This is a genomic window from Chryseobacterium sp. 2987 (assembly GCF_031456375.1).
Taxonomy (GTDB): domain Bacteria; phylum Bacteroidota; class Bacteroidia; order Flavobacteriales; family Weeksellaceae; genus Chryseobacterium; species Chryseobacterium vaccae.
Genome location: NZ_JAVDUN010000001.1, coordinates 940,789 through 964,569, shown reverse-complemented (window position 1 = coordinate 964,569; position 23,781 = coordinate 940,789). Strand labels below are relative to the sequence as shown.

17 protein-coding genes are annotated in these 23,781 nt (G+C 38.5%); 5 read left to right on the top strand and 12 right to left on the bottom strand.

The window, feature by feature from the left end:
• Positions 1-36 precede the first annotated feature (36 nt).
• The 12 genes from J2Y40_RS04395 to J2Y40_RS04340 form a co-directional block, all read right to left on the bottom strand.
• Positions 37-438: a DUF1398 domain-containing protein gene (locus tag J2Y40_RS04395; RefSeq protein ID WP_153393531.1), complete on the bottom strand. Its 402-nt coding sequence runs from the start codon at positions 436-438 to the stop codon at positions 37-39.
• Positions 439-588: 150 nt separating this feature from the next.
• Complete coding sequence (locus J2Y40_RS04390) at positions 589-1,038, bottom strand: VOC family protein (RefSeq protein ID WP_309997350.1); 450 nt, start codon at positions 1,036-1,038, stop codon at positions 589-591.
• Positions 1,039-1,082: 44 nt separating this feature from the next.
• Positions 1,083-1,454, bottom strand: coding sequence for a VOC family protein (locus tag J2Y40_RS04385; protein WP_153393534.1), 372 nt, complete (start codon positions 1,452-1,454; stop codon positions 1,083-1,085).
• Complete coding sequence (locus tag J2Y40_RS04380; RefSeq protein ID WP_153393536.1) at positions 1,451-1,855, bottom strand: hypothetical protein; 405 nt, start codon at positions 1,853-1,855, stop codon at positions 1,451-1,453. The genes J2Y40_RS04385 and J2Y40_RS04380 overlap by 4 nt, the downstream gene beginning before the upstream one ends.
• Before the next feature lie 2 nt (positions 1,856-1,857).
• The gene (locus J2Y40_RS04375; RefSeq protein WP_153393538.1) at positions 1,858-2,328 is read right to left on the bottom strand and encodes a hypothetical protein; all 471 of its coding nucleotides are present in this window, start codon (positions 2,326-2,328) and stop codon (positions 1,858-1,860) included.
• Positions 2,329-2,341: 13 nt separating this feature from the next.
• Positions 2,342-2,797, bottom strand: coding sequence for a DUF1569 domain-containing protein (locus J2Y40_RS04370; protein ID WP_153393540.1), 456 nt, complete (start codon positions 2,795-2,797; stop codon positions 2,342-2,344).
• Positions 2,798-2,963: 166 nt separating this feature from the next.
• On the bottom strand, positions 2,964-4,160 hold the full coding sequence (locus J2Y40_RS04365; protein WP_153393542.1) for an ABC transporter permease: 1,197 nt from the start codon (positions 4,158-4,160) through the stop codon (positions 2,964-2,966).
• 1 nt (position 4,161) lies between these two features.
• Entirely contained in the window at positions 4,162-5,118 is a 957-nt protein-coding gene (locus J2Y40_RS04360) for an HlyD family secretion protein (protein WP_153393544.1), read from the bottom strand.
• 18 nt (positions 5,119-5,136) lie between these two features.
• Entirely contained in the window at positions 5,137-6,546 is a 1,410-nt protein-coding gene (locus J2Y40_RS04355) for a TolC family protein (protein WP_309997345.1), read from the bottom strand.
• 1,034 nt (positions 6,547-7,580) lie between these two features.
• On the bottom strand, positions 7,581-8,069 hold the full coding sequence (gene eco / locus J2Y40_RS04350) for a serine protease inhibitor ecotin (RefSeq protein ID WP_153393548.1): 489 nt from the start codon (positions 8,067-8,069) through the stop codon (positions 7,581-7,583).
• A 43-nt stretch (positions 8,070-8,112) separates the two neighbouring features.
• Positions 8,113-13,995: an MG2 domain-containing protein gene (locus tag J2Y40_RS04345; protein WP_309997341.1), complete on the bottom strand. Its 5,883-nt coding sequence runs from the start codon at positions 13,993-13,995 to the stop codon at positions 8,113-8,115.
• 10 nt (positions 13,996-14,005) lie between these two features.
• Positions 14,006-19,906, bottom strand: coding sequence for an MG2 domain-containing protein (locus tag J2Y40_RS04340; RefSeq protein WP_309997339.1), 5,901 nt, complete (start codon positions 19,904-19,906; stop codon positions 14,006-14,008).
• 18 nt (positions 19,907-19,924) lie between these two features.
• On the opposite strand from J2Y40_RS04340, the gene J2Y40_RS04335 reads away from it, so the two are divergent.
• From J2Y40_RS04335 to J2Y40_RS04315, 5 genes are all read left to right on the top strand, one after another.
• On the top strand, positions 19,925-20,680 hold the full coding sequence (locus tag J2Y40_RS04335; protein ID WP_309997337.1) for a hypothetical protein: 756 nt from the start codon (positions 19,925-19,927) through the stop codon (positions 20,678-20,680).
• Positions 20,681-20,683: 3 nt separating this feature from the next.
• Positions 20,684-21,763 (top strand): DNA replication/repair protein RecF, encoded by a 1,080-nt coding sequence (recF, locus tag J2Y40_RS04330; protein ID WP_309997335.1) that lies wholly within the window; start codon positions 20,684-20,686, stop codon positions 21,761-21,763.
• The gene (locus tag J2Y40_RS04325; RefSeq protein WP_309997333.1) at positions 21,760-22,443 is read left to right on the top strand and encodes a hypothetical protein; all 684 of its coding nucleotides are present in this window, start codon (positions 21,760-21,762) and stop codon (positions 22,441-22,443) included. The genes recF and J2Y40_RS04325 overlap by 4 nt, the downstream gene beginning before the upstream one ends.
• 173 nt (positions 22,444-22,616) lie before the next feature.
• Positions 22,617-23,270 carry a hypothetical protein gene (locus J2Y40_RS04320; protein WP_309997331.1) on the top strand — a complete coding sequence of 218 codons (654 nt, stop codon included), beginning with the start codon at positions 22,617-22,619 and terminating at the stop codon, positions 23,268-23,270.
• A 1-nt stretch (position 23,271) separates the two neighbouring features.
• Entirely contained in the window at positions 23,272-23,565 is a 294-nt protein-coding gene (locus J2Y40_RS04315; RefSeq protein ID WP_309997329.1) for a hypothetical protein, read from the top strand.
• Positions 23,566-23,781 lie beyond the last annotated feature (216 nt).

Here is a 23,781-nt window from a genome sequence, read left to right as displayed (position 1 = left end):
TATTAACTTATAAATCCCGATGAAAAGATACTTTCTCTAATCTCTGCCCGGAATATGCTCCAGCAGGACATCATTTCCTTTTTTATCAAAATAAGTACAGGTCATCGCATCAAGGTCCATTTTCCAGCCTTCTATCCCGTTTTCTGCACAGTCATTACAGAAAGTGACATAATCTGTTCCTCCCTGCTGGTGAAGTTTTAATCTTTTAATAAAGTCTTCAAGTTTTACTGCTTCGGAAATACTTCTTACCCCATCATCTTTCTTTCCTGTAGTTGCCAACTGATTATCTTCATCAAAGTAATCTGTATTTCCGTCAGCAACATAGGCCGTATAATTGGAAACTCCCAGTTCTTTCAATGCCTGAATATATTTCGGAAAATCGGCACCGCTTTTTACTTTTTGGTGCTCAGCTTTAATATCATCAATGGTAAATTTCATCTTTATTGTTTATGGTTTAATCAATGCCTTTCTTTAAAAAGTCATTATCAAATTTAAAAATTTTCGGGATGCAAATGTATGATAAAATAAAAACCGACAGAAGATCTGTCGGTTTATTTTTAACTATATTTCTTATACAAAATATTCATATTAAGGATGCTGCTGCATTTTTGCAGGATCATCATAATTGACCATCCAGCCAATTCCGAACTTATCGGTGAACATTCCGAAATAAGCTCCCCAGAAAGTATCTGCCATTGGCATTGTTACCTGCCCGCCAGCAGAAAGTCCTGCAAATAATTTGTCTGCTTCTTCTTTAGACTCTGCATTTATAGAGATTGAAAAATTGTTCCCAGCTTTGAAACCGGAAGACCATTCTCCACCAGTATCGCTTCCCATTAAAATGGTTTCTTTGGAAATAGGAAGAGAAACATGCATAATTTTGTCTTTATCTTCTTCGGGAGTTTCTTTTTCGTCCATAGGAGGCATTTCTCCGAAAGTTCCGATATAAGGATATTCACCGCCGAACACTGATTTATAGAAATCAAATGCTTCTCTGCAATTGCCGTTGAATGTTAAATAAACGTTTACTGTTGCCATGATTTTTTTTTAATAAGTTTTTTTAAGATAAGTTTTTATACAGATTATCTGTGCTGATCAATCAGGATCATGTTTCCATCCGGATCTTTCAGGAAAATATGTTCCGGGCCCGAAGTGGTTTCATCAGCAGATTTATCAAGTTCAATTCCATTTTCCTTTAAATGTTTCTGAATCTCCCGGACATCATCAAAAGACTCCAGGTTTTGGGCATTTTCGTCCCAACCAGGGTTGAAGGTAAGCATATTTCCATCGAACATCGCCTGAAACAGACCGATCAATGTGTTTCCGTTTTTCATGATCAGGTAGTTCTGATCCATATTTCCGCCCATAGCAGAGAATCCCAGCTTTTCATAAAAATCTTTGGATTTCTGAAGGTCTTTTACGCTTAAGCTGAGTGAGAATACTCCTAATCTCATATTGTTTTTGTTTTTAAAGCTATTTTACTTCCTATAAATACAAGGCCCCAGACTGCAATTCCCAAGATCCAGAACCAGATAGGAGTTGGCAGAGACATCATCATATAAATGGTGATCATCAGAAAAATAATACCACAAACAACTGCAGATGTATGTTTTCCATTAGCTGCAATTTTTGAAGCTGTATATCCGGAAACGAAAGCTGCCAGTGCGTAGGCGATAATAACGAAGAACAACGCCATAAAAGGAGCGGATGCCACATATTCCTTCATGGCTTCCATATCATTGCTTCCTGCTGCTGCAGGTCTTGGATAGAGCATATGCCCTATTTTTTCTACGATGGTTATGCAGATGATCCCTGCAATAAGCCCTCCGGGGACTGCCAATATTCTTCTCAACATAATTATTGGTTTTTTAAGCGGGTTTTAAAGTCCAGTGTTCCGTCATAGCTTTTCCAGTCGCCGGTGAGTTCTATATCCTGATCTTCAATTTTTTCGGTTTTCTTATTCCATTTGAAGGTATAGGTGAACTTCCCTTTGAAAAGTCCTGAATGTTTTCCTTTATTTTCTTCTGCCAGTTCATATTCTCCGAATACTGTGCCTTTACTCTTGGCATCTTTGTATTTGGTAATGATGAATTTTCCTTCGAATTTTGCATAGTTATCATCAACAAGCGAATAACCGGAAACAAAATATTCCTGATCATTTTTCTTATTCTGTTCAGAAATATTGATCTTCATCTTTAATTCCTGCCCTTTGCCACCGATGGTTCCGATGTAAGGTTTACTGCTGTTGAGCCAGACATTTGAAATATCCGGCATTTGTGCCCATGCAAAATTACAGGCAAGAATGAGGAGGTATAAAAGTTTTTTCATAGATGGGTAAGGCTTAAACTCCGAACTGAGACAGGTGATGGTTCAGATGTTTCGCAAACATATTATTCCATTCCTGAGCGGTAAGTTTTCCAAAAGAAAAAGATTCTTTGCCATCAAAAGCATCCGGACCCAGCTGCTGTGTTTTCTGGATAAACCCGATTAGTCTTTTCTTTTCTTCTTCGAAATTTTTTCTTCCGGAGATCAGAAACTGCGGAGCTGTAGGAGAATCTCTAGGATATGCTTTTTCTCCCACTACTTTAGGTTTTACAAAAGTTTTCAGAATGAATTTGGCAATGGCTCCCGGCTTCTTATGTTTTTCAGGTTCGTATACCATTTCATAAGATATACTGCAGTGTGCCAGCATCTGGTCCACTGTCATTTTGCCCCATAAACCATGGGTATCTTCAACAAGTTTGTTTATTCTATCTATATAATTCTGAGCATCTTTTGCATCAAATACATTTTCCATAGTCTGTTAAATTATCTGAAAGCAAATATATCAGTTTTTTCTTTTGATTGGATAGGGCAACAAAAAAGTTGTTAATTGTTTTTAATTGAAATTTAACTGTCCAAAGTTATTAATGAACTGGGATATACTGATAAGACAGCCTGATGCCGGAAAAAACTCCTGTTATTTACTCTTCAATTTCCAGTTCTTCTATTTGCTGCGGGGCTGCCTTTTTAAAAATAAACCATAGTTTGATCTTCAAAGCAATCCAGCCTATAATGGCATATACCACAAGAAGAATGCTCAGATGTTGTAAGTAAGGATAAGTAAGCTCCACGGAGCCTTTCTGGATCAACAGGATTTTGAACGCCTGAAGAAAAGGGGTAAGCGGGATAATGTTTGCAATAAATTGTACGAAAGCAGGCATCGCACTTAATGGCCAAGTAAATCCACTGATAATGAATGCCGGTGAAGCAATGACCATCAGAATCTGTGTCGCTTTCAGTGCGTCCGGAATCAGGATACTGATGAACACTCCTAAAAAGGATACTGAACCCACAAAAACAGCTGTCAGAAGGATGAAGTTCAGTATTCCTTCCGGCATCGGAACCCGGAATATCATATGCATAAAGTAATAGATTCCTACAATAAGAATGGAAAATACCCAGATCGGGATTACTTTAATAAGCATCGTCGGGAAAGCCCATTTTTTCATTTTAAGGTATTCTTTTACAAAAGATCCTCTTTCAAACTCGGCGGCAAAGCTTACTGCCATGGCCAGGAGGATTACCTGCTGAAGCACAACCGCCAGCATGGCAGGCCACATGAAAATAAGGTAATTTCCGGTGGTATTGAAAAGGGTTATGTAATTGGCTTTGAAAGGTTCGTACTGGGTTGCTGCTTTGGTTGCAGGCATTCCGGCTTTCTGTAAAGCTTTTATGGAGGCTCCGGCAGAGAATGTTCCTATGGTTAATTGTAATGCTTTGGAAGCGAAATTTGCTGTAAGAACATTTCCGGTATTGATATATACATTGAGTTCAGGGTATTTTTTCTGAAGCATATCTGCTTCAAATCGGGAAGGAATAACGACTACGGCGGCGGCTTCATGACGGATCACCTCATCTTTCATGCTCAAAGGTTCCTGAACGTATTTTATAATCCGGATGCTTTTGTTGTCATCCAGCATATCAGTGAGCTGGCTGGACAAAGGGGTGTTATCCCTATCGATGACCAATACGGGTGTATTTTCAACTTTTCCGCTTTTATAAACGAATCCTAACAGGGTGGCATAAAATACCGGGGCCAGAAAAAATACGGTCCTTAAGGTAGAATTACCTATAAAAAGTTTGAACTCACGTTTTAAAAGCCGGAAAAATTCTTTCATCTTATTTCAGAATAACATTAGCATTGACTAAAATACTTTTAGCCTTATTCATATCTTTAGGTTTTACTTTGATCTCATATACGGCATCCTGAAGCTGATAATCAGGATAGGCAGTGGTAATATCCGCATATCTTGTCAGCTGTTTGATGTATACAATATTTCCAGCCAGGTTTTCTTTGTTATAGACGACCTGCATATTGACCTCCTGTCCTTTTTTATACTTTGCAATAGCACTTTCGGGAACGGTAAATCTGAAATAGGTACTTTCAGGAATATAGCCGTTAAATAAAGCAAAACCCGCTGTTGCCAGTTCTCCCGTATTCAGGCTGATGGTTTCTATTTCCATGTCATTAGTGGCAATTACATATCTTTCAGAATAAGCAACATTGGCTTCCTGAAGTGCTCCTCGGGCCTGTGATGCCTGTCCTGCTGCCATTTCCACTTTTTCTACACGGGTTCCTCTTTTCACATCATCCAGTTCTGCCACTACAGCATCATACTGCGCTTTTGCGCCCTGAAGTTTTGCGTATACTTCATCATGAGCCTGTGGAGACATTAAGCTGTCGCGGAACATATTATTAGCCCTTTTGAAAGATTTCTGGGCAAATTCATATTGCTCTTTTAAGCCTTTATATTTGGCCTGAAGCTGTCTCAGCTGATCTGCCGTAGCTCCGTTTTTGGCCATTTGTTCCTGGGCTGTGGCTGCATTTACAGCACCCTGAGCCTGGGCTATTTTTGCAGAAACTTCCGGTACATCCAGCTGCGCAAGGGTATCCCCTTTTTTTACAGTCTGCCCTTCGGTAACGTATATTTTCACAATTCTTCCGGTTACTTTCGGAGCGAAGGAAATCACGTCCTTTTTGGTTTTCCCTTCGGAATCATTAAGGTTTTCTTTTTTTTCACCACAGCTCCCTAATAGAAAAAGAGCTGCAAAGAGTATGGGTATATTTTTATGCATCGTTTTAATGGTAAGGAGTTAATAAAGTTTGGCTACATCCAGTTCCTGAGTGGATCTCATCAGTTCTATTCCGGCTCTTCTCTGGTTGAAAACAGCATTTTGATATTCCAATTCTGCCGCTTCAAGATCATTTTCGGCATCAATCAGCTGGGACGATTTGCTCATTCCGTATCTGAATTCTTTTTCTGCCTGCACCAGTGCGTTTTTAGCCAGTTCTTTTTGTTTCGCTTTCAGCTCAATCTGTGCAGTGGCTATATCATAATTGGTTTGGTTGTTAGCCAGATTCAGGGTCAGCTTTTTCACGGCATCTTCTTTTTTGTTCTGAAGAATTTCTTTCCCAATCCGTGCGGTTTCTTCTGCGTGTTTCCCTTCTTTTCCGTCAAAAATTTCCCATTTAAAGCCTACGCCTGCGGTGAGTAACGGAAGAACATTGACGTTGTTGGGCCTCCAGTCCAGTTTTGCTCCGCCATACCCTATTTCCGGAATGGCAGGAATAATATTTTCAGAGGTTTTGATTCTGCTTCCATAAAGCCCGATATAATAAGCCGAAGCCATCAGCTGTACTTTTGGAATCATCCACGTTCTTTCTGCTTTGATTTTGTAATCTGCCGCGCTAATTCCGTGATCGAGGGCTCTGATCTCAGCTCTCTGTTCAATTCCTTTTTCAGGAGCTATAAGATCTACCGGAGAAAGTACCGGAACAATCATTCTTAGGCGGTCTCTGTTGATACCGGTAAGAATATAAAGCTGGGTAAGAAGAAGTTCTTTTTTCCCTTCATATTCTACCATTTTAGCGTTCAGTGTTGCCTGAGCGAGTTCGATTTTCTTGTGATCGTACGGGGTAATGAGACCGTACCCTAAAGCTTTATCTGCTGTTTTCCTGTTGATATCCAGCCTTTTTTTGCTTTCATCCAATACTTTTTTAGACTGATGAATCAATGCCAGCTGGTCATAGGCTTTGGAAATATTAGCCACCACATCATCCTTCGTCTTTTCCAAAAGAATATCTTCGGATATTTTCTTTTCCTCAACCGCTTTTTTCATGTATTTCACCTTACCGCCTGAGTAAAGAAGCATTTTAGCCTCTGCTTTGGCGATTCCGGAGAAACCGGATATGTTGAGATTGTTATTAAAGCTTCCTTCCGGGATATTGATGAAAGGCGTGAGGTTAATTTCCGGCGATGTAAGTCTTGTGGTTGCATTAAGATATCCGACCTGTCCGCTCACTTCTAGTGTAGGCAGAAAAATGTCTTTCAGCTTGTGTTCGTCAAGATCGGTGAGTTTATTCTGGGTAATTTGCATTTTGAGATCAGAATCGCGAACCATAGCACTATCTAGCAGCTCTTTAAAATCCGGAGCAGACTGTGCCCAGCCAAAAGCAGGGAAAGCCAGAAAACTAAACGTAAAAATCAATAAATTGTTTTTCATGGTTTATGTTTATAACAAATATAATGCAAAAAAATGTTAATTCGTTACCGATATACATCAAAAATAGGTGAATTTAAAACAAGTTTAAAATACGTTTAGTTTTAACTCCCTATTTAACATAACTATAGAGTAATCGTTTAATTTCAATTTGAGAGATGTTTTAAATAAAAAAAAATTATTTTCAGTTTTTGGAAACGTAAAGTTCGATGTATAGGCAATGTTGATTTTTAAGGAAGCTAAGAAGGGAATCAACTTTGTTGATTCGATGAAGCGGACGTTGTAAGTATCCGGTTTAGTAATGATAAAATCGGCTTGATCTGCTCAATCCTCCAGACTAAAAAATGGTTATCAAATGAATTGAAATCTTTGATTTTCTAGCGCCTTAAATGCAGTATAATGATTCAAAACCTTGCGCCTGTTGCGTTTTCCAACATAATTAACCTTGGTTCGGGTTAAGAAGTTTAAGTATATAAGGCGAGAAGTTACTTTTAGTTATAAGTATTGACAACCATTGTAAAATCAAATTGCCTTAAAAAGATAAAAATACATCAACACTTATTTTTAATGACCTTCATAACTTCCTTCTCCCAGCTTTAAGCCAGTCTAAATAAGACATTTTATCCCGGACTGAGGGTATAATTGTTTTCAAATTTTGTTCATATTAAAATAACATATTAATCATTATAATTATCAGGTCGCTCCTACGGAGCTCACCTTAGATCATGTATTAAATTCTATGAACAGAGTACTCCTGCGGAGCACTTAAAAAAACTCAAATAACATCGTGTTTTTTTACAAAAATTTATAAATTGATCATCAATTATAATGCTTAATATAAGTCTAATTTTATTATCCCGAACTCTGAGGTTAATTATTCAGGTTTCCCGCGGATTGCACGGATTTCAAAGATTTTGGTGAATGTTTTTCTTTCGCAGGTTTCGTAGATAAATACAGGTTTTTCGTTAGTAATGTTTATAAAAAACAAAACCTCCCCACATTTCTGAGGGGAGGTTTTTATGTACTGCTGTTTCAGATTATTTCTGAACGGCTGTTTTCATTTTGGCATCAGGGCGTAAAACTCTGTAACGTACTTCTAAATCTTTCGGTACGTAGAATACTAACGGCAGTTTGCTGTTGTATCTTACAACCTCCGGCTGAAGGGTTACGAATTTTTTCGTCAGCTTCTTATCAGGACAAGCCATTAAGGTTCCGCCTGTTTCTCCGTTGGATTCTACTTCATAATAGTTGTAGCCCCATCCCTGAAGATCCTGGGTTTTCACATTTCCCATCAGGAAATATTTGTTACAGTCCAGCATTTTTTCAGCACCTACAAAGAATTCTACTTTTAAATCCGCTTCATTTTTTGCAACAGGCAGCTGAATGTATACCTGCTTGTATCCTTCTTTAGCTTTTGGGAACATTTGAATTTCCAGCTTCTCAAACTTTTCAGCTTTCTTTTGTGCGAAAGCATTTACACCTGCAAGCATTACCAATCCTGTAATTAAAGTTTTTGAAAATCTCATTTTGTTTTATTTTAAAATTTTACTACTTCCCTATGGCCAAAAATCATTCCAAAATAGAAACGGCTGTTCCTTTTGTGTGTGAATTCATCTGCGGAGCATAGTAATTCTGCATCGTGGTAATCCCGTTGGAGAACTTTCCTGAAGCATTGGCAACCACATCATATTCAAATACATACTTCCCTTTCGGCATGTACTGGATGTAGAAGTTAGTGGAGGCATCTTTGGTGGACTGATAATATCCTAAATTATTTTTCCACTGGTATCCGGACAGCACATCTAAAGGTTCAAATCCTGCAGCACGCATATCTTTAATATGGATGAATTCCATAGCGCGGTCTGTATTCAGGATCATTCTTACGGTTACTTTGTCTCCTACTTTCAGCGGGGTTTCAGACGAAATTTTCTGAAGTTCCTCTCCATTCACTGTTTTTATCTTTTTATACAGCTCTTTGGTCACCGAGATATAGTTTTCTGAAGATTTAATCTTATCCAGATCTTCGTAATACTGCCAGAACAGTCCTCCCTGAACAATTCCAGGTCCGGGTTTTGTAATGGTAACGGTTGCTAAGTTTTTATCTACAGCGTCTGTTTTTACGGCAGATTTCACATATCCGGTTGCCTGGGTCTGAGGTGCCAGCTCTTTTCCGCCCCAAATGATTGTAGCTTTATCACTTTCAGCACTGGTCCATGACTTTCCTGAGTTCAGGATGGTAAAGATCACTTCTGAGGTTCCTCTTGAGCTGCCCCATGAGTTTACTTCTTTCTGGGTTACCAACCAGATTTTCATATCTTCAATGAACTTCTGGTCATTAGCCTTCAACTTATTGAACGCTTCCAAAGCTCCTGCATGATTCACTACTTTTGATCCGAACCAGCCCCAGTCATTCAGGTTCTGTTTCCAGTAGACGCCCTGTGTTTTTGTGTCTGTGGAGGTTTCTTTCAGGTAATTCATCAGTTTATCCGAAACGTCTTTCAGGCCATAGTCATTCATCAGTAATGCAGCACGGTGAAGTCCGAAGAAAGTGAAATCAGTGATCTTCGCGGTTTTTGCTTTTTGTTTTACCAATGATTTCAATGTAGCTCCTTTTCCTTTCAAAGGATATTGTTTTTCCCAGTAGTTACGGGTATCAAGGTAATCCATCGTCCAGTTATTCCACACATTTTCTTTTTTCACATCCCAATATTTGCTGACCTCATTATCAACATACTGAACCAGTTTTGCAACAAGCTCATTCTGTTCTGTTCCCTGATAATCTTTTACATTATCTTTTAACCATGAATTGATCTTTCCTAAGTTTTTAAGAATGTATAAAGAAGTTCCGTACGAGCTTGGATACCCGGAATACCATGAGAATCCGCCGTCAGGGTTCTGTAGTTTTCTGAAATCGTCCCAGCTTTGGCTGATGGAGTTTCTCATCGTATTAACATCAAATAACAGCGCCAGTTTCTGCATCTGTTCGTTTTCATTTTTACTTTCCAGTACCCAAGGGGTTTCTTCAAGTAAAAGCTGTTTCAGTTCCTGATTTTTCTCCAGATTTGAATTCAGCAATCCTTTGTTCTGGTATTCTTCAAAAACAGTTTTCATTTTCGGATTGGCTCTGAAGATCTCAGAGGCTAAAACATCCGCAAACCATTTGTTGAACACGACATCGGCAGAATTATTCTGATCATTTTTCAGGCTTGGCAATGCAAACATGATCTCCCAGATCGGATTGGTAGTCAGTTCGAGTGTATTGGAAACATTGGAAATTGTTGTTGAGTTTGTATTCTTAAGATTTTCCAGAACAAATGTTTTGGTTTCTCCTTCTTTTACAAAAACAGGAACAGCATCTGTTACCAGCATTCTGTTAGGAAGTACGGCTACAGCCTGCTGCTCACCATCTGAGTAAGCTCCGGCTTTGGCTACTACTTTCATGATGATGGACGAAACATTATTCGGAACCTTAAGCTTCCATGTCAGGGCAGAATTTCCGTTCTCACTTAAATTAAAGTTCTGAGCTCCTGCATTGATCCCAAATTTTGAAGTAATGTTCTCATTGGTGAAAGCGTCCAGAATCTGTAATTCCGCGGAACCGCTTAATTTTTTATCGGTAAGATTCGATAATTTAGACTGAAGATTCAGTTCATCTCCCTCTCTCAGGAATCTTGGATAATTAGGGGTTACAGAAAACTCTTTCTGGGTCACGACCTGTTTTTCCAGTACAGCTGCTCTGGCATCTTTGGTATGGGCCAGGAACATCAGCTTCCATTTTGTAAGGGCTTCCGGAGAAGTAAATTCAAAGCTTACGTTACCTTCCGCATCGGTTTTCAGATCGGGATAGAAGAAGGCTGTTTCTTTCAGGTTCTGACGTACAGGAACTTTTTCCAGTGATTCTTTTTGTTCAGCCTGATCTACAACTCCGTCAGCATCTGCTTCTTTAACCTCCGCTACCGATCCAGTAATAGCTTTCTTCTGCCCATATGCCACCATCACAACTTCATCAACGCTTGCTTCTTTAGCAATGGCAGTAGGAGCAGGAACAGGCGCCATTTTGCTACGGGTTAAACGTCCTATATTTCCAGCTACCCCATAACCATAGATGTCATTATCAAACCAGTTGAAGCCAGGAACCTGCACAGATTTACCGTTATAGTATTTCAATCTTTTCTGATAATAAGCCTGCTGCAGATATTCACCGATTTCATATGAGGTGATCAGAGAATAAGGCATATAAAGCTTCTGCCAGTTGAAACTGTTAGCCGCAAACTGATCCAGTGACATATCATACATATTGGCCAGTACCTCAGCATTTATTTTTTCCTTGTCATTTCCTGAAACTTTTACGCTCCATTTTTCTTTTGAACCCGGTTCCATCTTATCTCTGAAGGTTACGGTTTCTATTTTCAGTGGCTGTTCTGAATCTTTAATTTTCAGGACTACAGATTTTGTCTGCACATCGTTGAATGCTACGACCTGGAACTGAAGATTCAGCGCAGAAATTCCTTTATCTTTAGGAATGTCTGTGGTATATTCCAGTACTCCTTTTTTCAGTTTATGGGTTTCTGAAACGGTTTTTCCGGTTCCGTCTTGTACAAAAACATTCACTGTGGCATCCGGTATTGCAGAATAAACATATATTTTCGCCTTCTCCCCTCTTGAGAATTCATTTTTAGGTTCAATGACTTTCAGGAAGGTTTTCTGTGCCGGTTTTAAGGCTCCTTTATCCCAGACACTGAAGTTCTGAGAGGATTTAATGGTATCTTTTCCTTCGATATTATAAAGCTCCAACTGATAATCTCCTGCATCCAGTTTTCCTAAATCCAGTTCTGCTGAAGGCTGCTGCTGTTTTTCCATAAGCACCTTCTCTGTTTTCCAGTTTTTAACCTCATCATTTTTATCGAAAAGATCATGAGGAAATCTGTTGATGAATTCTTCTTTTGAAAACTTCGGAAGATCCTGAACCGCCGACTGGAAGTTCTCTCTGAAAATTCTGTCCGGAGCCGCCAGTTTGGAAAGCTTAACCTGGTAAGATTTTTTCAGATCCTGTTCGTTGTAGTTTCTGGTTTCCACTTTCAGCTTTACATTTTCATCACTGAAGGCATTGTTAAGCTCATCTGCTTTTATGTAGTGGGAAACTGAAGCTACCTTCAGTTGTGTATCTGCGGATTGGGTTTCTCCATTAATGTCTGTTACGGAAGCATTGATTTCATAATTATCGATCTGAATTCCTTCTAAAGTTTCATCTTTTTTAAGGTCCAGACGAATGACAAATTCTCCTTTTTCATTGGTTTTCGCTTCGCCCAGAATAGAGTTTTCATTATCATTTCCACGCGGGTACCACCAGAAATATCTCCATCGGATATTATGTTTTTTGATCTCATAATTTACCGTGGTATTGCTTAAAGCCACTCCGGAAAACATCATTGCTTTTCCTTTCAGCTCTATGGTCTGTCCGTATTTATATTCGTCTTTTACAGGATCAAAGGTTACTTCAAACTTAGGTCTCTTGTATTCTTCCACCCTGAAATCTTTATAGCCTTGAGAACCTGCATCTGTTCTCAAGTAGAAAACACCGTTCAGCTGGCCTTTTGGAAGGGTAAAACTGCCGTGATAGGAACCAAATTCGCTGGTGGTAAAATCCTGGGAGGAAACATCCTGACCGTTGGCATCCTGAAGGGTAATTTTCTGCTTCAGACCTGCCGTTACAGATTCTATTTCATTATCAATTTTTGTATTGATCACTTTAAAATAAACGATCTGTCCCGGTCTGTAGATGGCTCTGTCGGTAAAGATCTGAGCCTGGAGACGGGATTGTTTATTCGGATTATATTCTTCTGCCGTTCCACTGTTACCGTAGACCTGCATAATCTGGAAATCATTGGTTTTCGGCTGACGGATCAGGAATGTTCTGTAGTACGCATTGCTGGCTGTAGAAGGGAATTTGAAAACCCCATTTTCGTTGGTTTTACCGTCAATTTTATTTAATGTTTTATTGGAAACAAACTCATAAAAAGTAAGACCTTCATTCGTCGCAGGTTTTCCATTCTCACTGCTTACCAGTTTCATTTCATTGGAAAGCTGATTACGATCCGTTTTGTTCTGATAGATGATCCTGTTTCCGGAAACCAGAAAATAGAAATTCTGTCTGGAATCGCTGTTCTTATCATTTGATCCTGCTACTGCATATTCAGCAACATAAGCTCCTGCCGGAAGAGGTTTAATCTCCAGAGAAGTTTTATGATTCTGATAATCTTTGGCATCGGCAAGCTGGAAAGTTTCTTTTCTTACCAGATTTTTTTTGATGTTTCCGAATGTATTGTTATAGCTGCCCTGTATGTATTGCATGAATGGAAGAAAGTCTTCTTTTACTTCATAAATGTTCAGGGAGAATTCGGATACATTTTTATGTTCTGCAACAATATGAACAGGCAGGTTACTCTGCGTCTGCTGCTCATATTTAATGGTAAGCAGCGGATTGGTGATCTGGTTTTCCCTGTTTTTAATGTTTTCAAGGAAGAGCGATTTCGGGTACTGCTTTTTCGCCTGATCTGCAACAGCCAGAGCTTCTTTTATGTTCTTTTTGATGATAAGCTCACTCATGATCTCTTCCATGATGACTACTTTGTAATCACCTTCTGTTCCGGATTTCAAGAGACTCTGAAGCTGTTCAAGTTTATCTTTACAACGGTTGTAATCACAGTTTTCCGTCAATTTTTCTTTCATGAAATAGAGCTTTGAATTTCCGCTGTTCTGCGCAATAAGCTCATCGAAAACAGTATTGATTTTTGTTCTGTTTTCTGTAAGTTCATTTTTTGTAAAAAATCCGTTGTCAGAAAGGAAAGCTATCTTTTTTAAGGAATACCAGTCAAGAAGCGTTGGAAAATAAGCGATATCCTTTGTTTCTGTCAGCATATCCTGGTATTTCTGCAGGGCAATCTTTTTCATTTCCGGTTTGCGGCTGTCCAGTTCCTGATAGCTTTTGGAGAGATAGTTTTTAAAATCCAGCTTGCTCCAGGTTTCTATCTGTGACAGATCCTGTGAATTGATATTGGTTCTGCTATTTATCTTCCAGGAGTTCTGGCTGTAATAATCCTGGAAAAACTCATTCATCAGAACCCTGAATACCAGCTGTTCTTCTCCTTTCAGTTTAGCCTCTGTGGTCTGAAGCTTCTTAAAAAACTGAGAGACCGCATCATTCTGATCATCGTCTACGGTCCGGTTTACGATACTGAATTCCGCTTTCAGGGAACGAATCAGCTGAAGTACATTATTTTCTTTCATGGCTTGGTTTTGTATGTCTAAAATAATGGGAAGATTGGATTTATAGGCTCCTCTGGTGCTGTTGTCCGTAATCTTCTTCCATTGTCCGTCGTAATACTGTTGCGCCTGCATTTTAGGGTAAAAGCTAAAACACAGCAACATCATTAATAGTTTGACATTTCTCATCTGTTATATGTTATTTTCTAATTTCTATTTTATCTCCTTTGGTTCTGGCATTCATCTGAGGTGCATAATAATTCTGCAGGGTGGCAAAACCACTGGAGAAGTTTCCTGAAGCGTTGCACACCAAATCATATTCAAATACATATTTCCCTTTCGGCATGTAGTAAATATAGAAGTTGGTGGAAGCATCTTTGGTGGCCTGATAATACCCCAGATTATTTTTATACTGATAACCGGAAAGTACATCTACAGGTTCCAGTCCTGCTGCTCTCATATCTTTCAGGTGGATATACTGCATTGGACGATCTGTGTTAAGGATCATCCTTACGGTAATACGGTCTCCTACGGTAAGCGGACTGCTGTCTGTGATTTTGATCAGCTCTTCTCCGTTTGTGGTTTTTATTTTTTTATAATACTCTCTTGTCATGGAAAGATAGGTTTCTGTGGATTTTACATTTTCCAGGTTTTCGTAATACTGCCAGAACAATCCACCTTGTGCAATTCCCGGGCCGGGTTTTGTTACGGTTACCTCAGCCAGCTTTTTATCGACCTTATCAGAATGAATGGTCTGCTTCAGATAGCCTGTTGTTTTGGTTTGTGGAGCTACTTCTTTTCCTCCCCAGGTTACGGTAGCCTTATCCGCTTCCGGGGTGGTCCAAGATTTTCCTGAATTCATGAGGGTATAAATAATTTCAGCGGTTGTTCTGGAATTTCCCCATGAATTGGTTTCTTTCTGTGTGGCCAGCCAGACTTTTGATTCTTCAATAAAATTAATATCCTCGGGTGTTACTTTGCTAATCGCTTCTATGGCGCCAGCATGATTTACCGCCTTGGATTCATACCAGCCCCAGTCATTGAGGTTCTGTTTCCAGTAAGCGCCCTGTGTCTCTGAAGAAACAGAGGTTTCTTTGAGGTATTTAATCAGCTTTTTAGAGGTATTTTTCAATCCGTAGCTGTCATAAATAAGCGCTGCCCTGTGAAGACCGAAGAAGGTAAAGTCTGTAATTTTGAATTGATCTGCACGGGTGATAATATTCTGTTTAAGGCTTGCCCCTGTTCCCTGCAGCGGATATTCTTTTTCCCAATAGCGTCTTGCATCCAGATAATCCAGGGCAAAGTTGCTCCACGGGGTATTTTCATTTTCTTTCCAGTGGGTACCCAATTCCCTGTCGATATAATGGATCAGGGAAGAAACCATATTCGCCTGTCCTGACTGATACTGGTTTATTCCTCCTTTCAGCCATTCATTCATTTTCCCAAGATTTCTGAGGATGTATAACGAGGAAACATATGAGCTCGGGTACCCCGGCAGCCATGGGAATCCTCCGTCTCCGTTCTGATATTGTAAAAGAAGTTTCCAGTCGCTGTTGATGGATGCTTTCATGGCATTGACTTCAAAAAGCCTTGAAATCCTGTTCATGGTTTCTGTTTCAGACTGGGCATTCAGCACCCAGGGAGTTTCTTCCAGCAGCACTTGTTTAAGCTCCTGATTTTTTTCAAGGTTGCTTTTCAGGAGGTCGGCGCTTTTGTATTCATCAAAAACGGCTTTCATCCTTGGATTGGCTTTGAAAATCTCGGTTCCCACGATGTCTGCAAACCAGGTATTGAAGATAGCATCAGACGTGATATTGAGGTTCTGGCTCAGATCCGGAAGGGCAAAAAGGATCTCCCAAACCGGATTTGTTTTTAGTTCAAGGGTATTGCTGATGTTTTCAACCGTCGCAGAAGTATTGTTTTTAAGATTTTGGAGGGTAAAGGTTTTGGTCTGCCCTTCTTTCACAAAGATAGGAACGGCATCGGTAAGCATCATCCTGTTGGAAAGCACGGCAACCGGGATCTGTTCCCCATCGGAATATTCTCCTGCTTTTGCCACTACTTTGATGATGATGGATGTTGCTTTATTGAATGGTGTTTTGATCTTCCAGCTGACCACGGAATTTCCGGTATCTTTTACTTCAAAATTCTGTACCGCTGAATCAATTCCGAACAGCTTTGAAATATCTTCATTGGTTTCTGCGTTGAGGATCTGCAGGGAAGCTGCCCCGGACATGGTTTTGTCTGTAAGGTTAGAAATTTTGACCTGGAAGTTCAGTTCATCCCCTTCTCTCAAAAATCGCGGATAATTTGGATTTACAGATAGTTTTTTCTGGGTGATGATGTCTTTTTCCAGAATAGCCGTTCTTAGGTCTACAGTGTGGGCAAGGAACATCAATTTCCATTTGGTCAGGGCTTCCGGTGTTGTAAATTCAAAGCTTACATTTCCATTGGCATCCGTTTTCAGGTTTGGATAGAAAAATGCAGTTTCATTAAGATTCTGACGGGTTTTCACATCGTTCAGATCTTCTTTCGTTTTTTCTTCTGGTGCTGCATCTTTTTTATCAGACAGGGGCACATCAGCTTCATTGTCAAAGCGTCCTTGTTCCTTGGCAGAACTGCTTACCGTTTCAGCCACTGCCTTGTGGCTGGAAGGCGGGCAGCCATTGTACGAAGCGATTCCCGGAACGGTAGGACAGGCATCATTCATATCATCAATTCCATCACCGTCTGTATCGGTAATCAGTCCATATTTTATCAGCAGCCTGTGAAACAGACCTTCTTCAAACCAGTTAAACTTTGGAATATAAACTCCTTTTGTTTCCAGATAATTGACTTTTTGATACCAGTCAAGAGTCTGCATCAGGTTTCTGATATTGTAATCCTGCATAACATTTACAGGTCTGTAATATTTTATAAAGTTATAGGTATTGGGAGCAAATTTATCCAAAGATTTATCATACATATTGGCCAACACTTCGGCAATCACTTTTTCGTTATTTTTCCCCGAGATCTTAACACTCCATTTTTCTTTCGTACCTGGTTCTACTTTATCCCTGAAAGTCATCAGTTCAATTTTCAAAGGATCTTCTTCCTCTTTAATTCTAACCTGAGCATATTGATTCTGTACATCATTATAATAAGCCAGAGCAAACTGTACATTATATTGTGTGATCTTTTTCTCTCTGGATACCGGGAAGCTATACGTTAATATTCCGTTGGTAAATTTCTTTCTTTCGATGGTCCTTTTCCCCTGTCCGTCCTGAAAATAGATATTTACAGATGCATTAGGAATCGCTGAATAAGCATAAACAACGGCCTGGGAGCCTCTTTCCACCTTATCTTTCGGGCCCATGACCTTCAAAAACGGATATTGATTTTTCCCCAATTTCTTTCGGCTCCATATCTCAAAATCCTGTTCAGCTTTTATAGTGTCTTTGCCCTCAATATTATATACCAGAAGTCTGTAATCTCCTGGTTCCAGTTTTCCAAGATTCAATTCTTTATCATCTTTTGTTCCGTCTATAATGGTTTTCAGGGTTTCCCAATTTTTACGGTTCTCAGAATGATCAAAGCGGTCATGCGGAAATTTTTTCAGAAACTCTTTTCTGGACATTCCCGGAAGGGTTTGAATCAGATTTTCAAAATTACTTCTCAGAACGCGTTCCGGCTGCTTCAGCTGGACCAGTTTTACCCTGTAATTCTTATTCAGGGAAACATCATTATAGTTGTAGGCTTTGACTTTAATTTTCAGTTCATCTTCAGCAAAAGTTTCTTTTATTTCATCGGTTTTTAAATAATGGGAAACTGAGGCTACTTTCACATTGGTTTCTGCCGATTGGGTTTCACCATTGATATCCGTTACAGACGTTTTTATTTTATAGTTATGAACCTGTATTCCTTCTGTGTTTTCATCTTTTTTAAGATTGATTTTAATGACAAACTCTCCTTTCTCGTCCGTTTCTGCTTTTCCCAGGATTGAATTTTCATTGCTGTAGCTCTCGTATGGGTACCACCAGAAATATCTCTGGCGGATATTCTCTCTTTTAATTTCATAATTAACGTTGGTACTGCTCAATGGAATTCCGGAGAATGTAACAGCTTTTCCTCTCAGTTCAATGGTTTCGCCGTATTTATAATCTTTTTTGATGGTATCAAAAATGATCTCAAATTTAGGGCGCTTATATTCTTCTACAGAAAAATATTTAGAGTCACTTATATGACCTCCTTCAGCATAACCAGAGGCTTCAAGCCTGAACTGTCCGTTCAATCTGTCTTTTGGTAAAACAAAACTTCCGCTATACGATCCGAATGCATTGGTCGTAAAATCCTGGCTGCTCACGATCTGCCCGTTGGCGTCATACAGGGTCACTTTCTGATTTTTACTGACGGTAAGCCTGTCTGATCTTTTTTCAGCATCCGGGTAGGTGGAAATAGCCTTAAAATAAACCGTCTGTCCCGGTCTGAAGATCTGCCGGTCCAGGAAAAGTTGCGTATGTGGGTAATATGCCTCATATGAACGGGAAAAATAGGTACCTTCTACGATGTTGTAATCATTTCCTGCCGGATCATACATCAGACGACGCGGAACATTATATTCCACTATTTTTTCGGAAGGAAATCTAGCCATATTATCTGTATCAATCATCAGCTGGGTTTCGTCTATTCCGGAATAGTCTCTGAAGTTAAATTTAAAAAGCCGGGTATTGGGTTTCAGTTTTCCGTTTTCACGGTCAACCAGAACATAATCTTTATTTTCATCATAAATTATCATGGAAGAGGTGATAATAAACATAAATTTTGACACCTCTTCTCCGTTAATATACTCCCCGATATATACTCCCTTAGGAAGCTCTTTCATTTCAAGAGCCGTGCTGTATTTAAGATAATCTTTCTTATTGGGAAGGCTGAAAGAATCTGTCCTGAAAAGGGTTTTATCTATTTTTTTATACTCCTCTTCCTGGGGATCTACCTGATATCCTAAATAGGCCAGATACTCTAATTGCTTTTTAACGTTATTAACCTGATATATTTTAAGGGTAAAGCGGTCTGTATTTTTATGATTGGCAACGATCTGGATAGGCTTTCCGGGTTCGTTATGAACTTCAAGAGAAAGTGTAAGAGAGCCTGCTTTTATCTGGTTTTCCTGGTAGATAATATTGCTCAGAAATTTTGAACCGGGATATTCTTTCTTTATTTTATCAATCAGCTCTACAGCCTGAATATACTTTGATTTGCCGGTGTATTCTCCCACTATATTTTTTACAATTAAAATCTTGTAATCTCCTTTTACAGGGGAATTGACTAATGCTAACTGCTTATCCAGGAAATTTTCATCTTTTTTGATAGTGTTTTCATAGATCAGTTTCTGGTGCTGGAAATATAGTTTAGAATTAGCGGTATTAAAATCAATCACATTCTGATATAAAGCAAGAACAACAGCCTGATTCTCTTTTAATTCATCTTTGGTGAATATATCACTGTTGTTCAGGAAATCAATATTTTTTTTAACCTTCCAGTCGTAAAGAGAGGGAAAGAACTGAAAGTCGCGCTCATTTTCAAAGGCGTCTTTGTATTTCTCAATATTTATTTTCCGGAGTTTATTATCATCTGCGGTCAATTCTGCCAGTCTCTTCAGGTAAAAGTTTTTGAAATCAAGCTTCGTCCAGGATTCTATTTCTGAAATATCTCCTTTAGCAACATTCGTCCGGCTCAGAATCTCCCATTTTTTAAGGTTATAATAATTTTCAAAGAATTCTATCTCCAATACTTTAAAAAAAAGCAGATCTTCATTTTTCAATCTTTTTTCCATATTACTGATCTTGGAAAAGAAAACGGAAGCATAATCGTTCTTCGGATCGTCCTGAGTGGCTTTATATACTGCAAATTCTGCCTTCAGAGACTTGATTATTTCCGTCGTATTATTCTCTTCTACAGCTTTGTTCTGAATCTCAAGAATAAGGGGCAGATTGGATTTGAAAGTTCCGTCTTTGTAGCTTTCTGCAATTTTCTTCCACTGCTCTTCATAAAACTTCTGTGCATGGAAAAATATGCACGAAAAAGCAAAAAAGAGAAGAACACATTTGGAGATGATTTTCATAGGTATTAATTTTGATAAATGAATGTTTTAAAAGTACTGAAAAAATACATTATAGACAGCCAGCTCTATGTCTCTTTAATGGGAACTCTTTTTGCAGTATTTTTTATGAAGGAGCAAAACACATTCCGTTTCCCGTCTGTATTACTGATCTTTATCACTTATTTCAGTGGTTATCTTTATACCAAATATCAATACACCCAACATTTTCTTAAGATTGTTACTTTAAATGCCATAGCCGGGGTTATCTGCGCTTTTCTGATCATTCATAATCATAATGAAATAAGGCTTCTGAAATGGTTCATCATTGTTGTTCTGGGACTGCTTTACAATAGCTTTTTCCTTGATGTATATATCCGGAAAATCCCGCTTCTGAAGGTTTTTTACGTTGGATTGGTCTGGGCATTGGTGAACTGCTGGCTTACGCTTCCTGAATTCAGTCTGCCCATTTTCCTGGTCAGTTTCTTTTTTATAACAGCATTAGTCCTTCCTTTTGACATCCGGGATATGGACAGTGATACGATACAGACGTTCCCTAAAATGATTGGGATTCAGAATACGAAGTATATTGCGTATATTCTTGTATTTGTTAGCTGCCTGATCTCCACTTTTTATCTTAAACCATTATATGCCGGAGCATTTTTCCTTTCGGGTATCATAACTTATATTTTCATTTATTTCGCTGAAAATAAACGTGATGACACTTATTTTTCCTTCGGAGTGGAAACCTGTTCAGCACTTCCTTTTTTATTTTTACTAATAATGGAGTATTTTTGACGAATGATTATCAAGAAGCTTTCTCTTTACAATTTCAAAAACCATTCGGAGAAGAAATTCGAGTTCTCGCCACAGATCAACTGTTTTGTAGGGAACAATGGTGCCGGAAAGACCAACATTCTGGATGCCCTGCATTATCTGTCTGTAGGGAAAAGCTTTTTAGGCAATACGGATTTTAACAATATCAAACGGGAGGAAGACTTTTTCACCATCGATGCCGAGGTCCTGAATGAAGACAGTGAAGACACCATCAAGATCTCCCAACCCAAAGAAGCTAAGAAGATCATCAAAAAAAATGATAAAAGCTACGACAGACTCGCCGATCATATCGGATATTTGCCCAGTGTGATGATTTCTCCCTATGACTCCAACCTGATCTCGGATTCCGGAGAAAGCCGCCGGAAGTTTCTGGATTCTATGATTTCCCAGACGGATTCAGGCTATCTTTTTGATCTGATCCAGTATCAGAAAACTATACAGCAGAGAAATGCCCTGCTTAAATATTTTGCGAAAAACAGAACCTGGGATAAAGACTCACTGGAAATTTATGATGATCCAATTACCCGATACGGAACGAAAATTTTTAATAAAAGAAAAGAATTTGTAGAACAACTGAACCCTATTGTTCAGAACTTCTATCAAATTATTTCGGGAGGAAAGGAAACCGTATCCGTTATTTATGAATCCCACCTTCTTGAAAGCTCTTTTGAAGAACTTTTAAAGGAAAGTCTTGAAAAAGACCGGATGCTTACCTATACCTCAAAAGGCGTTCACAAAGATGATCTTCTTTTCGAAATGGACCATGTTTTAATTAAGAAAATCGGATCGCAGGGACAACAGAAGTCTTTCCTTATTTCCCTTAAATTAGCTCAGATGAATCTGGTAAAAGAACTGACCAAGAAGACTCCTATTCTTTTACTCGACGATATTTTTGATAAGCTTGATGATACAAGGGTTTCCCAGTTGATTGAACTGGTTAACAAAGAAAGTTTCGGACAGATTTTCATTACGGATACCCACAGGGAAAGAACGGAAAGTGTGGTGAAGAAAATTAACGAAGAAAGTATTATTTTTGAGATATGACATCAAAAATCTTCATCCTGATATTTTCAGTATTTTTTATATTTTCTTTTGGACAGAAGAAAAAGAAGAAGGCTGTAGATCTGTTATCGGAGTATAATTCTTATCGGGACGGTGATCTCAGAAAGGATTTCAAACCTATTCCCCCTCAGAAGAGAATGGCCAGATTTCCGTTTAATAAAGCGGCCAAGGTAAAGATCATTTCTTATAATCTGAATTTAAAAAGAACGAGTGCAGGATCTTATACGCCACCGCCTCCACCACCAAAAACAAGGGAAGACTCTATCAATCTCACCAGATATTATGACAGTATCAGAAAAAATGTAAAGTTTGAATTGAGGGAAGCGGTTAAACATTCTAATTTTGAAGGAATTCAGGAATCTAAAACGTTAACACATTCTGAAATTTCCGAGCTCACGGATGTGATCTACAATACCTGCAATAAATATTATATAAGTGTTGTTTCTACAAGCGGATGCTTTTTTCCAAGAAATGCCATCCTGTTTTATGATAAGAATGATGAGATTTTTGCTCATTTCGAAGTTTGTTTTGAATGTTCAGGAATAGAATCTTCACCGAAAAAGATGCTGGAACCCATCGAAACCTGTGAATACCTTTATCCGGATCTGGAAAAGTTTTTTAAAAGCAAGGGATTGACAACCGAATATGTAAAGAGAAAATAATAGGATTGAATATCCTTTTTTAATCAACCCCGGAAGATTAACCCGTATTTTTACAACACAAATTTTTCATTGTTAAGACCGTTGATTTGATGAAGCGGTTGTTTTTAATCATCCATTTATTTTGTGACAAAGTCGATCTTATTTGCTCGCATCAAAAACCTTATTTTCAAAATATGATTCAGAAAATAATTATTACTACACTTTTACTATTCTTTTGTTTTTCTTTAGGTCAGAAGAAGAATTCAAAAGTGAATACTCCTGAACATGGAAAGCTTAATAAGAACTTCAAACCGCTCGCATTGAGTAAAAGAATTGCAAAATTTCCGTTCAACCAGGCAGTTAAAGTGAAAATTATTTCGTTCAATCTGAAATTGCTTGGAAAGAGCTTACCGTCACCTCCTCCGCCTACAGCCTTTAAAACAAATGAGGAGTATCTGCGTTTTCAGGAAGCTGAAAAAAAGCTTAGAAAGCCTATTGAGCTGGAAGACTTTATTAAAAATCCGACTGATGAAGATATTCAGGAATCAAAAATTCTGACATTGGCCGAAATTTCAGAACTGACCAATATCCTTTATAATACCTGCAGCAAATATTATCTGGAAAATAAAATGGGAAACAAATGTTATTTTCCAAGAAATGCGGTCCTCTTTTATGATGAAAATGATCAGATTTTTGCTTACTTTGAGGTTTGTTTTGAATGTTCCGGATCAAGGTCATTTCCGGATGATCAACTAAATTTTATTGAAACCTGTGAATACCTTTATCCTGAACTGGAAAAGTTTTTTAAAAGCAAAGGTTTAACCACTCAATTTATAGGGAGAAAATAGTATGAAGAAGAAAAAACGTGAATATCAATCGTCAGAACTTGTGAAATCTTTTGCAAGAATTTATGGTTTTGAAGATAAGCTTATCGCCTTTGAGATTAAAGATTTTCTGGAAGATTACCTTGATAAAAGTCTTTTCAGCGAAATCCGAAGCGTAAATATCGAAGAAAAATGTGTGGTGATTAAAATAGACTCTCCCCTGCTTAAGCATGATTTTCAGATGAGGAAGAGTTTTTATCTGAAAAAGTTCCAGGATAAGTTTGGAGAGGAAAAGTTTAATGATCTTAAGATTTTATAGAACTCTTTTGCCTGGCGGATATTTTTATCGTTTCCCACAGAATACACAGATTGGCACTGATCTTTGCGATTATTTTTATTCTCGCAGATTTTGCAGATTGCGCAGATTTATTTTCACACCAATAAAAACTTCAGATCTTTGAAACTTAAGTAAATTATAACATCAATATTAAATTTAATTCGTGCATTAGTGGCAATATACCTGCCACTAATGCAC